12 protein-coding genes are annotated in these 13101 nt (G+C 69.7%); 8 read left to right on the plus strand and 4 right to left on the minus strand.

Going from position 1 to position 13101, the window contains the following annotated elements:
* Positions 1 to 2: 2 nt before the first annotated feature.
* The 3 genes from tgmA to ACIBNA_RS35150 form a co-directional block, all read right to left on the minus strand.
* Positions 3 to 305 carry a putative ATP-grasp-modified RiPP gene (gene tgmA, locus ACIBNA_RS35140; protein ID WP_149830118.1) on the minus strand — a complete coding sequence of 101 codons (303 nt, stop codon included), beginning with the start codon at positions 303 to 305 and terminating at the stop codon, positions 3 to 5.
* Positions 306 to 423: 118 nt separating this feature from the next.
* Positions 424 to 756 (minus strand): hypothetical protein, encoded by a 333-nt coding sequence (locus ACIBNA_RS35145; protein ID WP_246204293.1) that lies wholly within the window; start codon positions 754 to 756, stop codon positions 424 to 426.
* Positions 757 to 779: 23 nt separating this feature from the next.
* Entirely contained in the window at positions 780 to 1391 is a 612-nt protein-coding gene (locus ACIBNA_RS35150; RefSeq protein ID WP_399169239.1) for an ATP-binding protein, read from the minus strand.
* A 54-nt stretch (positions 1392 to 1445) separates the two neighbouring features.
* Between ACIBNA_RS35150 and ACIBNA_RS35155 the strand changes: the two genes are divergently transcribed.
* A complete protein-coding gene (locus ACIBNA_RS35155) occupies positions 1446 to 2699 on the plus strand; it encodes a helix-turn-helix transcriptional regulator (RefSeq protein WP_149830120.1) in 1254 nt (417 codons plus the stop codon).
* Positions 2684 to 3214 carry a GNAT family N-acetyltransferase gene (locus ACIBNA_RS35160; RefSeq protein WP_149830121.1) on the plus strand — a complete coding sequence of 177 codons (531 nt, stop codon included), beginning with the start codon at positions 2684 to 2686 and terminating at the stop codon, positions 3212 to 3214. The genes ACIBNA_RS35155 and ACIBNA_RS35160 overlap by 16 nt, the downstream gene beginning before the upstream one ends.
* A 393-nt stretch (positions 3215 to 3607) precedes the next feature.
* Here the strand turns inward: ACIBNA_RS35160 and ACIBNA_RS35165 are convergent, their stop codons facing one another.
* Entirely contained in the window at positions 3608 to 5737 is a 2130-nt protein-coding gene (locus ACIBNA_RS35165) for a glycogen debranching N-terminal domain-containing protein (protein ID WP_362934640.1), read from the minus strand.
* Positions 5738 to 5857: 120 nt separating this feature from the next.
* Here ACIBNA_RS35165 and ACIBNA_RS35170 point away from each other — a divergent pair, with 120 nt between their 5' ends.
* The 6 genes from ACIBNA_RS35170 to ACIBNA_RS35195 all read left to right on the plus strand — a co-directional run bounded on the left by ACIBNA_RS35170 (position 5858) and on the right by ACIBNA_RS35195 (position 12911).
* Complete coding sequence (locus tag ACIBNA_RS35170) at positions 5858 to 6931, plus strand: LacI family DNA-binding transcriptional regulator (RefSeq protein WP_362934643.1); 1074 nt, start codon at positions 5858 to 5860, stop codon at positions 6929 to 6931.
* 222 nt (positions 6932 to 7153) lie between these two features.
* A complete protein-coding gene (locus ACIBNA_RS35175) occupies positions 7154 to 8398 on the plus strand; it encodes an extracellular solute-binding protein (RefSeq protein WP_149830124.1) in 1245 nt (414 codons plus the stop codon).
* A 225-nt stretch (positions 8399 to 8623) separates the two neighbouring features.
* Entirely contained in the window at positions 8624 to 9634 is a 1011-nt protein-coding gene (locus ACIBNA_RS35180) for a carbohydrate ABC transporter permease (protein WP_149830145.1), read from the plus strand.
* Positions 9631 to 10530: a carbohydrate ABC transporter permease gene (locus ACIBNA_RS35185; RefSeq protein ID WP_149830125.1), complete on the plus strand. Its 900-nt coding sequence runs from the start codon at positions 9631 to 9633 to the stop codon at positions 10528 to 10530. The genes ACIBNA_RS35180 and ACIBNA_RS35185 overlap by 4 nt, the downstream gene beginning before the upstream one ends.
* A 58-nt stretch (positions 10531 to 10588) precedes the next feature.
* Positions 10589 to 12211 carry a glycoside hydrolase family 13 protein gene (locus tag ACIBNA_RS35190; protein WP_356925322.1) on the plus strand — a complete coding sequence of 541 codons (1623 nt, stop codon included), beginning with the start codon at positions 10589 to 10591 and terminating at the stop codon, positions 12209 to 12211.
* A 205-nt stretch (positions 12212 to 12416) separates the two neighbouring features.
* Positions 12417 to 12911 (plus strand): aminoglycoside phosphotransferase family protein, encoded by a 495-nt coding sequence (locus tag ACIBNA_RS35195; protein WP_356925323.1) that lies wholly within the window; start codon positions 12417 to 12419, stop codon positions 12909 to 12911.
* The last annotated feature ends 190 nt before the right edge of the window (positions 12912 to 13101 follow it).

Genomic DNA, 13101 nt, shown 5'->3' on the forward strand with positions numbered 1-13101 from the left:
AGTCACTGGTCGGTGTCGTTCCCCGTGTCGCTGTCAGGGGAGTCGCTGTTACGGTCGCCCTGGCCCGTGGTGCCGGTGGACGGATTGGTACCGGAAGATGTGCCATGCCCCGGCGACATGGTGGGCGCTCCGGACGCGTCCAAGTACCGGGCGGTCTGGGTCGCCGGGTCCAGCTCCACCGCCACGTAGTCCGGGGCCTCGACGGACGGGTACGGGGCGATGCGACGCAGGCCCCAAGGAGCGGCGGTCAGGTGTCCCTGTGGCAGCGGGCTGCCGGTGGGGAATCGGTCCATGTAGTTGAACACGGTCTTCCTTTCTCTACGGATAGTGCCTGTGTCTCGACTGCCTTGCTCGCTCACCAAGCGCATCGGACATCGAGGCGCCCAGCGGGAGTTGTCAAGCGCCGGTCGCCTCGGAGCGGTGTCAGACCGGCGCGACAACTTGCCGACGGAGTCCCTCAAGCACACGCACGAGGAGTGTCACCTCCGGCTCCCTGCCCTCGACCGCCGCTCGGCCCTCCTCGTGCCAGCGGCTAAGTCGCCGCTGATACTCGGTCTCCGCCCTTGTGGCCTCGGCTCGGATTTCCCCGAGCGCAAGGTCCGACTCCATGTGCAGCCGGAGGAGATCCACGGGCGTGATGCGCAGGGGCGCGGCGAATATCTCGGTGCCGGGGTCGCTCGTCGCACGGAAGGGACCGAGGGTGAGTTCTACACACGCCTCTGGGCTGGGATCGTCCACCAGCTCGTCGGCATCCATCAGACGTAAGGACACCCGGGGCCTCAGCACTCGGCCGGCACTTCCAGCTCGGCCCACACGACCTTGCCCCAGCGCTTCCGGTCGTATCCCCATCTCCAGCTGAGGGCCTCCACCAGGAGCAGGCCGCGCCCCTCCTCGGCGTCGTCGTCGGGGCTGCCCAGCTCGGGGCCTTCCCTGCATGTGTCGGCGACGCCGATACGCACCACGCCCTGGGTTGGACGCGTGACCAGGACACGGACGTTCCGGCACCGAGTGTGGTCGATTGCGTTGTTGACCAGCTCGGCCACAATCTGCACCCCAGCCTCAGCCAACTCGCCTATGCCCCAAGTGCTTAGGGCTGCGGAGACGAGCAGGCGGGCCCGGCGAGCGGATTCCGGCTCGCACGGCATCGTCTCGGTGTAACCGGGGGCGCCGGTCGCAGTAGGTCGGGCTGCGGTCATGGTCACAGGAACATCCCTCCGGGGTGGACGCCCGCCCCCGCGACGGGGTGGCGCCGGGGGCGGGCTCTCCTCCAAGCCGTCGAGGAAGGGGGAATCAGGACCTCGACGGGCTGATACCGAGTCAACCGCCTGTGGCCCGAGAGGAACAGGAAAGGTCGTGCTCCCACCGCCGCCTCGAACCGGAAGACTTTGCATTCCCGTGACCTGGGGTCTGGTTCAGTCGGTGACTGCCGGTCTACGGTCGGTGGCATGGGAGCGAACGCCATCCTCAAGAGCCGGCTGGAGGAACTCGGCCTCACCCAGGATGAATTGGCTGGTCGGATGAACACTGCGCTGGCAGAGATCACCGGCAGACCCGGCGATGTCTCCGCCCGCACCGTCCGCAACCTGCTCAACGGAACGTCCCGCCGCCCCATCAGCCGTACATGCGCCGCGCTGGAGTGGGTGTTCGGGTGCCCCGTCGAGGACTTAGGGTTCAGCGCACCACGCACCATGCACCACCCGCAGGAGGACCCTGTGCGGCGTCGCACCTTCATCGCTTCGGCCACCGGGACCGCAGCCGCCGCGGTTCCCCAGATCGCCCAGCGCCGCGCGGTCGGCATGTCAGATGTGGCTCGAGCCGCCACCGGGATGAACGCCCTCGTCGCAGCCGACGACCGCCAGGGTGGTCACGCGGAGTTGGAGAAGGCGGCAATGAAAGGCCGCGACGGCGTACTGGAGTTGCAGCAGCGCAACGCCGGCGAACGCGTCCGCCGAGCTCTGTACGCGCTGGCCGCTGAATACTCCACCATCGCGGCCTGGTCCTGCATCGACGCCCGCAACCTCGACCAGGCGCAACGGCACCTGAACGAATCCGCGACGTACGCCGGCCTATCCCAGGACGGCCCCACCGAAATGCGGGTGTGGGTCAACCTGTCCATGCTCGCCTACCAGCGCCAGAACTGGCCGGAAGCTCTCGCGGCAGCTCAGGCCGCACAAGCCTCCCCGGCCGCTCGACGTGACCCGTTCTTCGACTCCCTGGGTCGTATCCGCGCCGCCCTCGCCTACGCGGCACTCGGCGATGGCCGCATCGCTGGGCGATCCCTCGGATCGGCCCAGGACGCCTTCACCAAGACTCCGGAACGCGAGCGCCCGCGCTGGACAGCTTTCTACGGCCAGGCCGAACTCGATCACCTCGCCGCCATCGTCCACTACAACAGCGGACACCACGCCCACGCCGAAGCCATGGCTCACCGCGCCCTGGCCAAGATCCCGACAACCTTCCGGCGCAACAGGGCGCTCGCAACGGCCCAACTTGCTCTCGCGCAACTGCACCAGGGCGACGCCGAACAAGCCACAGTGACAGCCGCCGACGTCTTCACCATCATGGATGGCGATCCCCTGCCCGGCCGTATGCGCACGCTCATCGGCGACTTCCACCGGGGCCTGTTCGCCCTGTCCCCTTCCACCTCCTGCGCACGAGACTGGGCAGACCGAATGCGAACCGAATGGAGTCGAGCGTGACCGACCTACGTCACTTCCAGCACGGAAACCTCCCCGAAGGTTTCCGGCAGATGCTCATCGACGTACACGCCGACGCCTACGCCGACCAGATGGACGACCCCTTCCACCAGCGCTTCGCCTGGTTCGTCGACCACTGGAGCGGCATGGAGGGCTTCTCCTGTGTCGTGGCCTACGACGGAGAGGAACCCGTCGGCTTCGCCTACGGCGCCCAGCTCGCCCCTGGCCGGGAGTGGTGGCGCTCCACGGGTTACGAGCCGAACAACGGCTACACCTCTACCTATGCCGTGTCCGAGGTGATGGTCCGCCCCGGCTGGCGCAAGCAGGGCATCTCCGAGCGATTGCACGAGGCGCTGCTCAAGGAACGTACGGAAGACCTCGCCGTGCTCCTGGTCGACGTCACCCACCCCAAGGTGCAGGAACTCTATGAGTCGTGGGGGTACTCCAAAGTCGGCGAGCAACAACCATTCGCCGACTCACCCGTGTACGCGGTGATGGTCCAAGACCTCCGGGACTGAACCACACTCAGAGAACGGCGAGTCGGCTGTCGAGCCGGCACGCACAAGTCGCTCGTATCGAGCCCGAGGGCACATCCAGGGCACATGAGCCCGGGAAACGGCGTAGACCAGTGAGAACTACGGAGAGACGTTTCCCCTGGTCAGCGCACACATCGCCAAGAAACCCCAGGCCAGCACCCTCCCGCCCTCAATCGGCTTCATGAGTGGCAGGACTTCTCGCATCGGCTGCATGAGGCGGGGCATCAGCCTTATTGCCTGGTGTGGCTCTGACCTGGGATTTCATGAGTAGCGGGCGGGGTTTCCGACCCCGCCCTCGTCATGTGATGGCCATGTAGCGGGTTCTGACCGCGTGTCCGGATGGGCGGCCAGCACCACGTAGCGCGCTCAGTCACATCAGGCCATGGTCACGACCAACTCCCCCGGTGGCGTCACCTGCGCTGCTCCGTCCGCTGTCACCGTGACGTCCAGTCGGTTCCCATCGACCTGGAACCCGTTCAGGGACAGCGGTCCGTAGTTCCGGGCGAACGTGGAGGCCACGGTGACCGTGCCGCCCGGGACGTCCGCGTTCAGGCCCAAGGCCGCTTGAAGCACGAGGACCGAGGACGCGGCCGCCCACGCCTGGGGACGGCAGGACGCTGGATAGGGGGCCGGGCCGGGGCCCGCCTCGGTGCCGTGGCCTGCGAAGAGTTCGGGCAGGCGGGCGTCGAATGCTGCCGACGCCGTCAACAGGCCGTCGGCCAGGGATGCCGCGGCGTCCGGGAAGCCGGCCCTGATCAGGCCGTGTACGGCGATCGCGGTGTCGTGCGGCCAGATCGAACCGACGTGATAGCCGTACGGGTTGTAGCCCACCGCGTCGCTGCTGTAAGTGCGCAGACCGTGCCCCGCGTCGAGGTCGGGCCCGGCGATCCGGGCGGCCAGCAGCGCACTCTCCTCCGCGTTGAGCAGGCCCGTGCCCAGGAGGTGGCCGAAGCCAGAGGTGACCGAGTCGACCGGCCTGCCGTCGCCGTCGAGCGCGACCGCCGGGTACGGACCCTTCTCGTCCTCCACCCAGAAACACGCCCGGAAGCGGGCGGCCAGCTGGTCCGCCCAGTCCTCCCAGGCGTCCGCGCCCGGGCGGCCGAACGCGCGCAGCAGCGCAGCTCCGGCGCGTGCGGCCTCGTAGGCGTACGCCTGGACCTCGCACAGCGCGATCGGAGCGTGGGCGCGGCGGCCGTCGCGGTAGCGGATGGAGTCGTCGGAGTCCTTCCAGCCCTGGTTGGACAGGCCGTGGCCGGTCTGGTCGACGTACTTGAGGAACCCGTCACCACTGGCGTCTGCCTGGTCACGCATCCACGCGAGCGCCAACTCGGCGTGGGACAGCAGTAGTTCGACTTCCTCCGGGGCCAGACCCCAGCGCCAGGCGTCGTGGAGCAGGGTGATCCACAGCGGTGTGGCGTCCACCGTGCCGTAGTACACCGGCGGGAGGGAGAGGCGGTCCGCGATCTGGAGGGTGTCGCGGCGCACTTCGTGCAGGATCTTGCCCGGCTGCTCCTCCGTGGCCGAGTCGGTGACCAGGCCCTGGCGCCGGGCGAGTGTCCGCAGGGTTCCGGCGGCGAGCTCGGTGCCGAGCGGGAGGAGCATGCGGGCGGCCCAGAGCGAGTCGCGGCCGAAGAGGGTCAGGAACCAGGGGGCGCCGGCGGCCAGGAACTGGTCCGGGCGGTCCGGGTCGGGCGACCGCGGGTCCGTCAGGCGCAGCCGGTCCAGGTCGGCGAGGGACTGCTCCAGCCACCGGTCGAAGCGACGGTCCGCGCTGCGCAGCACGGGGATGCGCCAGGGCAGTCGGCCCGCGGGCGGCGCCGGGAACTGGTCGCCGTCCGCGTAGGTGGCGGTGCAGGTCAGTGTCGCCGTCCACGATGTGCCGGGCTTGAGGTCGATGTCGTAGGACAGTTCGCCCGTCGGCACCTGAAGCGCGTCCGGTGCGGGCTCGGCGGCCAGTCGTACGGTGAAGTCGTCCGTGGACCAGGCGAGGCCGACGGTGTCGCCGTCCGCGACCTGCGGCGACGCCTCCGCGATGACGTGTCCCGACTTGACCTGCTCCATGGTGGCGAGGTCCGTGCCCGCGCTCACCGTCAGCCGGAGGCGGACGTGCTCGCCGCCCGCGTTGGTGACCTCGAAGACCTCCTCGAAGCGGCCGTCGGAGGTGCTGCGGCGGCGGTGCAGGGCGACGGCCGGGTCCGGTGTCACCTCGCCGAGCCCGCGCAGGACCGCCCGGAAGCCGGCGCGGTCCGCGCCCCGCAGCCCGCCCTGAACGGGCGCCAGAGCGATGCCCTCGGCGGTGACGGTCAGCCGGGAAAGCGCCCGTCGGTCGCCGTGGTAGAAGCCGTCCGCACCCCCGCTGAGCTGCCCGTCTTCTCTCGAGATCACGAGGCTCGGCGCGTGCAGTGTGACGACCGCGTCATGCAGGAACGGCTGCAGGCCGCCGGTCGCGGAGGAGGGCGCCGTGACCGAGCCGTTGGTGTCCTGGGTCTTGACAGTGGTGTCCAAGGAAGTAGAACCTCTCAGCGTTAGATCGTTCAAAGGACACTAAGTCAAACGTCAGAGCGATGACAACGCTTTTGGAACGCTAAAACCGACCCACATCTCCTCAGCAAGCCGGAGAGCCGCATGCCCCGCGCCAAGAACACTGCCTCGGCCAAGAACGGCCCGGTGACCCTCGCGATGGTCGCCGCCCGGGCCGGGGTCTCCCCGCAGACCGTGTCGAACGCGATCAACTCGCCCGGCATGCTGCGTCCCGAGACCCTGGAGCGGGTGAGCCGCGTGATCGAGGAGATGGGCTACCGCCCCAGCCGCGCCGCGCAGACGCTCCGCACCCGCTCCAGCAAGCTGATCGGCTACGGCATCCTGCCCACACTGAGCAGCAACCCGGTCCTGGACCGGTTCCTGCACGCCTTGTCGCAGGCCGCCGATGAGGCCGGATACCGGATCCTGCTGTTCGCCTGCCCGCCCGGCGGCCCGACCCTTCAGGGGTACGAGGAACTGCTGGACCAGCACGAGGTCGACGGCTTCGTGCTCAGCGGCACCGCCCGCAACGACCCGCGCCAGGCGTGGCTCGCCAAGCGGGGTGTACCGTTCGTCGCCTTCGGCCGAATCTGGTCGGGGCGGCAGATCGGCGACTGGGTCGACGTCGACGGCGCCTCGGGCACGGACGCCGCGGTCGAGCACCTGGTCGCCCTCGGGCATCGCAAGATCGCCTTCCTGGGCTGGGAACGCGGCTCCGGCTCCGGTGACGACCGTGCCGAGGGCTGGCAGCGGGCCATGCGCCGGCACGGACTGCCGACCCGCGGGCGGCGCGCGCAGACGGTGGGTGACATCGACGCGGCCCGCACCGCCGTGAAACCGCTCCTGGACGCGGGCGCGACCGCCGTGATCGCGGCCAGCGACATGCTGGCCCTCGGCTGCTACCAGACGCTGCGCGAGCGCGGCGCCGCCCCCGGCCGCGATGTCGCCGTGGTCGGCTTCGACGACTCGCCGACCGCCGAGAACCTCTTCCCCGCGCTGACCTCCGTCGCCCAGCCGCTGGAGGAGGTCGGCCGGGAGTGCGTACGGCTGCTGCTGGCGCGGATCGCCGCGCCAGACGCACCGCCGGAGCGCCTTCTGCTGGAGCCGTCCCTGGTCGTGCGCGACAGCAGCGGCGCACCGTGCGACGGCACCGCGGACACGACCGAGTTAGCCGAGTAGCAGCCGCTGGGCGCCCGGAGCCGAGTGCAGCCGCCCTGACCAGGCAGCCGCTCCGGCGCCCCCTCCCTTGCCCCGGACAGCAGCCGCCAGGCCGGGTGACCAGTCTGCCCGGCACCCCTTCATCTTCGAGACCTCTCCCTCTCCTCCCCCCCACCCCGGACCCGCATCCCGCGCGGACCGGGTGGAGCCGCACGTCACACCCGCATCCCACGGAGGATTTCCATGGTCAACCGAAAGGCCACCGCGGCCATCGTCACCTGCGCGGCGCTGCTGGCCGCCACGGGCTGCTCGTCGAGTTTCGGCGGCGGCAAGGAAGCACAGCAGGACACCGGCTCCGGCCAGAAACTGACGGTCCTCATCGGCACCTCGGGCGACGCCGAGACCAAGGCCGTCAGGGAGGCCGTGGCCGCGTACGCGAAGCAGTCCGGCAACACGGTGACCGTGGAGCTCGCCAAGGATCTCAACCAGCAGCTCACGCAGTCATTCGCCGGGGGCAATCCGCCGGACGTCTTCTACGTTCCGTCCGACCTGTTCGCCAACTACGCCAAGGGCGGCTCCCTCTACGCCTACGGCGACCAGGTGAAGGACGTCGACGACTTCGCCGCGCCGCTGCGGTCGTCCTTCACCTACGACGGGAAGCTGATGTGTCTGCCCAAGGACACCTCCACGCTCGCGCTGGCGATCAACACCGACCTGTGGAAGAAGGCCGGGCTGACGGACAAGGACTACCCGACCACCTGGGCCGAGCTGAAGACCGTCGCGGCCAAGCTCACCAGCGGTGATGTCACGGGCCTGGTGACCAACGACGAGTACGTGCGGCTCGGCGCCTTCATGAAGGAGGCCGGCGGTGCGATCACCAACGCCGACCAGACGAAGATGACCGCCGACAGCAGCCAGAACATCGAAGCGCTCACCTATGTGCAGTCGCTGCTGAAAGATGGCTCCCTGAAGTACGCCAAGCAGGTCGACACCGCATGGGGCGGTGAGGCGTTCGGCAAGGGCAAGGCCGCCATGACCATCGAGGGCAACTGGCTCACCGGCGCCATGAAGCTCGACTTCCCGAACATCAAGTACAAGGCCGTGCCCCTGCCCGAAGGACCAGCAGGGAAGGGCTCGCTCGCCTTCAGCACCTGCTGGGGTGTCGCCCAGGACAGCACGCACCGGGCCGCGTCCGTGGACCTGGTGAAGTATCTGACCTCCGCCACCCAGCAGCTGAAGTTCGCCGACGCCTTCGGCGTGATGCCCTCGCGCACCAGCGCCCAGGCCACCTACGCCGACAAGGTGCCCGCCGCAAAGGCATGGGTCGACGCGAACGCCTACGCCCAGGGCCCGGTGACCATACCCGGCTTCGAGAAGGTCCTCGGCCAGTTCAACACCGGCCTTCAGTCGCTGCGCACCGGCGATCCGGCGAAGATCCTCGCCGACCTGCAGCGCAACGGCGAACAAGCCCTGGCGAAGGGCGAATGAGCCGCCATGGTTTCCCGTCCGACGCGCCGCTCGAGCCGGGCGCCCGGCGGCGCCACCCCCACCGCCACCCCGGCGTCCGCAGCTGCGGACCCCCGAACGGCCGGCTCACCGGGCACACCTGACACGCCCGGTGGGACCGGTCCGCACGCGGCGCCCCGCGCACACCTCGCCCCGCGCGCGGGGCGCCGCCGGGAAGGACTCTGGGGCTGGCTGTTCGTCAGCCCCATGGTGATCATCCTCGGCCTGTTCCTGGTGCTGCCGATCCTGATGGCGGCTTGGGTGAGCCTGCTGAACTGGGACGGCCAGTCCAACCCGTTCAGCGGCCAGGCGACGTTCGTGGGCCTCGGCAACTACCGCGCACTCCTCACCGAGGACGGCCTGGACCGCACGCTGTTCACGACCTCGCTGCGCAACACCGCCTACTACGTGCTGCTCACCGTGCCGCTCCAGACCTGCCTCGCGCTGGGCCTGGCCATGATCGTCAACCAGCGGCTGCTGCGCGCCCGGGGCGCCCTGCGCACCACGTTCTACTTCCCGTCGGTCACCAGCTCCATCGCCGTCTCCACCATCTTCCTCTTCCTGTTCCAGGGCAGCGGCGCCGTCAACACGCTGCTGTCCTGGGCCGGGATCAAGGGACCCAACTGGTTCGCCGACTCGCGCGGCGTGCTCTCACTCCTGCTCGGCGCCCTCGGCATCGTCGACCCCGACAGGCCCTCGGGATTCCTGGCCGACCACTCCTTCATGGGCCTTTCGTGGTTCGAGTGGCTGTCCGGGCCGTCCGTCGCGATGTGCACGCTCATCGTGCTCGCCGTGTGGACGACGTCCGGCACCCTGATGCTGATCTTCCTGGCCGCCCTCCAGGACGTCCCCCGGGAACTGGAGGAATCGGCCGCCATCGAAGGCGTCAACCGTCTGCAGCTGCTGCGCCATGTGACGCTGCCCGCCCTGCGACCCGTACTCTTCTTCGTCCTCACACTCGGCATGATCGGCTCGTGGCAGGTCTTCGACCAGGTGTACGTCGTGAGTCAGGGCGGCCCGGCCAACACGACACTGACGCCCGCCTTCCTGTCCTACACGGCGGCTTTCGGTGACGGCGACTTCGGCCAGGGCGCGGCCATCGCCTTCATCCTGCTCGCCCTGATCCTGGCCATGACCGTGCTGCAGCGCTGGGCGCTGCGCGAGCGCGCCCCCCGGCCCAGCTCCCGTATCCGTCTCCGTCTCGGGAGGAACCGATGAAGGCCAAGGCCACGGCCGTCCGGGCCCAGGAACGCCCCGTGCTCGGACGGCACCCGACGCACCTGCGGATACTTGGATACACGCTCGTGCTGGGGCTCGGGCTGCTGTATCTGATGCCGTTCGTCATCCAGCTCGTTACCGGGTTCAAGACGGACCCGGACGCGGCGGCCCACCCCCTCGGACTGATCCCGTCCCCGCCGACGACCGCCTCCTACCAGCGACTGTTCGGGCTGAGCCAGAACGGGGACGGCGTCCCCTTCCTGCGCTGGCTGGGCAACTCGACGTTCATCGCCGTCGTGGCCACGGCCGGGCATGTGCTGTTCGACTCCATGGCCGGGTACGCGCTGGCCCGGCTGCGCTTCCGGGGACGCACGCTGCTGTTCGGCTTCGTCATCGCCGTGATGGCGGTGCCCGGCATCGCCCTGCTGATCCCGCGGTTCCTGGTGCTCAACACCCTCGGGCTCTTCGACACCTACACCGGCATGATCCTGCCGATGCTGGTGGGCGCGGGCGGCATCTTCATGATGAAGCAGTTCTTCGAGTCCATCCCGCGGGAAGTGGAGGAAGCCGCGCGGGTGGACGGCGCCGGGGTGTTCCGCACCTTCTGGTCGGTGGTCCTGCCGATGGCCCGGCCCGCCCTGATCACTCTGACCATCCTGTCGTTCCAGGGCTCCTGGAACGAGTTCACCCACTTCCTGGTCGCCACCCAGTCCGCCCAGTACGAGACGCTGACGACCGGACTGGCCCGGTTCGTCTCCGGTGGCCTGGGCAGCGGCACCCAGTACCCGCTGAAACTGGCGGCGGCCCTGCTGTCGACGCTGCCGGTGGCGGTGCTGTTCTTCTGCTTCCAGCGCTACTTCGTCCGGGGCGCCAACGCCGGAGCCGTCAAGGAGTAGCGGCGGGCGAACCCGTAGCGACCCGCACCGCGCCCCCACCGAAGGAGTGCACAACCGCATGCCGACAACCGGTAACACCGCACCGTGGTGGCGCAGCGCCGTCATCTACCAGGTCTATATCCGCAGCTTCGCCGACGGCAACGGTGACGGCGTCGGCGACATCGCCGGCCTCCGCTCCCGTCTGCCGTACCTCAAGTCGCTCGGTGTGGACGCCCTCTGGATCAACCCCTGGTACAAGTCCCCGATGGCGGACCACGGTTACGACGTGGCCGACTTCCGCGAGATCGACCCGCTGTTCGGCACCGTCGCCGAGGCCGAGCAGCTCATCGAGGAGGCACACGGGTACGGGATCCGCGTCATCCCGGACATCGTCCCGAACCACACCTCGGACCAACACGCCTGGTTCCAGGCGGCACTGGCCGCCGGCCCCGGCACTCCGGAGCGGGAGCGCTACATCTTCCGCCCCGGCCGCGGTCCCGACGGCACTCAGCCGCCCAACAACTGGGTGTCGGTCTTCGGCGGCCCCGCCTGGACCCGGCTGCCCGACGGCGAGTGGTACCTGCACCTGTTCGCTCCGGAACAGCCCGACCTCAACTGGCAACACCCGGAAGTGCGGGAGGAGTTCGAGTCGATCCTGCGGTTCTGGTTCAGCCGGGGCGTGGACGGCTTCCGTATCGATGTGGCGCACGGCCTGATCAAGGACCCCGAACTGCCCGACCTGCCACCCCGCCAGGACACGGGACACCCGCACTGGGACCGCGACGGGGTCCACGACATCTTCCGGACCTGGCGCCGGCTGGCCGACGAGTACGGGGGCGACCGGGCGTTCGTGGCGGAAGCCTGGACGGACACCCCGGAGCGCCTCGCCGCCTACGTCCGCGGGGACGGCCTGCACACCGCCTTCAACTTCGATTTTCTGATGGCCAGTTGGGATCCGAAGGACCTACGTACGGTCATCGACGACTCGCTCACTCTCCTCAGCGCGGTCGACGCGCCGGCCACCTGGGTGCTCTCCAACCACGACGTCATGCGCCACGCCAGCCGCTACGCCCGCAAGACGGTCAGACGCTGGTCACCCACCGAGCCCTACCGACCCGACGGACCCCCCGACCCGGCCCTCGGCACCCGCCGCGCCCGCGCGGCGGCCCTGCTGATGCTCGGCCTCCCCGGCGGCGCCTACGTCTACCAGGGTGAGGAACTCGGCCTGCCCGAGGTCGAGGACCTCCCGGAATCCGTCCTCCAGGACCCCATCTGGGAACGCTCCGCCCACACCGACCGCGGCCGGGACGGCTGCCGGGTTCCGATCCCCTGGTCCGGCCGGACCACCCCCTTCGGCTTCAGCCCCGACGGCGCCTCCGCCGCCCCCTGGCTCCCCCAACCCGCCAACTGGGGCGAGCGCACCGTGCAGGCACAGACCGGCGACAAGACGTCGATGCTGGAGCTCTACCGCACGGCCCTGCACCTGCGCCGCGAACACCCCGCCCTCGGCGACGGCACCCTCACCTGGCTGGACAGCCCCGAGGGAGTCCTCGCCTTCAGTCGCGGCCAAGGCTTCACCTGCGTGGTCAACCTCTCCGCCGAGCCGTACCCACTCCCCGAACACGCCTCGATCCTGCTCTCCAGCGGCCCCGTAGAAGACGACCTGCTGGCACCTGACCAGGCAGCCTGGCTCTCGGCATAGCCACCACAGGAAAGAACGTCGGACAACTGCCCGCCCCGATCCACCCCCTGAGACAGCCAGGGCCTGTCCGGTGCCCTCCCCGCCCACCGGACGGGCCCTGGCTCTTCCGCCCTTCCAAAGCGCGGCAACCTCTCGCCGCGCACAGTTGTGATCGTGAGGGAGATGCGGTGACTGCTGAGGTCCACAGCAACGCAAGCCGGTAGAGGTGCCCGAGGCCCTTCGGGGCTTCGACCGCCGGCAGCACCAGGGCGAGGCGGGGCGCCGGTGGCCGGCGGCCCTGCCGGACACCGGCGCCGAGTGGTGCGACCGGTGGAACCTGGAGGTCGACGGGCAGCCCATGCACGGTTACCACAGCCTCGTGGTGCCGGTCGGCCGAGACGGCGAGCCGCCGGCGCTGAAGCTGACCTGGCCCGACCGGCATACGGAGGAGCAGATGCCGGCGCTGCGTCTGTGGGACGGCCTCGGCGCGGTCCGGCTGGTCGACGCCGACATCGCGGCGGCCGTGGTCGGGGGCGTGGGCATCACCCTGCACGGCGTGTGGTGGTACACCGCACTCAACCACGCGTGCCCGCCGGACGCGCGGGGCAGGCTGCACGACGCCGCCGTCCCCGGATTGTGGAGCCCGTCGGGATGGCTGGGGCTGTGCCCGCTGCGGCGCTGGTCGGGGTGGGCGCCGTGGCCGGGCTGGGCGCTGGGGTGATCATGCTCGCCGGATCCCTTACGCGGCTCGTCCCCCGCTTCAGCCGCTACGGTGCGGCGGGACCCGTCCGCCGAAGGCACCCGCTTCGCCCGGCCGGCCGGAGCGGTCCCGGGGCCGCTGACCGACCGTGACCGGTACTCGACCCGTGACCAGTGATCGACGTGACCGATACCTCCGCAGGAGATCCCGC

This window comes from Streptomyces sp. NPDC050164 (assembly GCF_044459945.1).
In the GTDB taxonomy this organism is placed as follows: Bacteria; Actinomycetota; Actinomycetes; order Streptomycetales; family Streptomycetaceae; genus Streptomyces; species Streptomyces coeruleorubidus_A.

Excerpts from the sequence above, each read along its gene's own strand:
- ACIBNA_RS35145 (WP_246204293.1), bottom strand. The coding sequence starts at position 756 with ATGGATGCCGACGAGCTGGTGGACGATCCCAGCCCAGAGGCGTGTGTA.
- ACIBNA_RS35150 (WP_399169239.1), bottom strand. The coding sequence starts at position 1,391 with ATGCAAAGTCTTCCGGTTCGAGGCGGCGGTGGGAGCACGACCTTTCCT.
- ACIBNA_RS35155 (WP_149830120.1), top strand. The coding sequence starts at position 1,446 with ATGGGAGCGAACGCCATCCTCAAGAGCCGGCTGGAGGAACTCGGCCTC.
- ACIBNA_RS35160 (WP_149830121.1), top strand. The coding sequence starts at position 2,684 with ATGGAGTCGAGCGTGACCGACCTACGTCACTTCCAGCACGGAAACCTC.
- ACIBNA_RS35170 (WP_362934643.1), top strand. The coding sequence starts at position 5,858 with ATGCCCCGCGCCAAGAACACTGCCTCGGCCAAGAACGGCCCGGTGACC.
- ACIBNA_RS35175 (WP_149830124.1), top strand. The coding sequence starts at position 7,154 with ATGGTCAACCGAAAGGCCACCGCGGCCATCGTCACCTGCGCGGCGCTG.
- ACIBNA_RS35180 (WP_149830145.1), top strand. The coding sequence starts at position 8,624 with ATGGTGATCATCCTCGGCCTGTTCCTGGTGCTGCCGATCCTGATGGCG.
- ACIBNA_RS35185 (WP_149830125.1), top strand. The coding sequence starts at position 9,631 with ATGAAGGCCAAGGCCACGGCCGTCCGGGCCCAGGAACGCCCCGTGCTC.
- ACIBNA_RS35190 (WP_356925322.1), top strand. The coding sequence starts at position 10,589 with ATGCCGACAACCGGTAACACCGCACCGTGGTGGCGCAGCGCCGTCATC.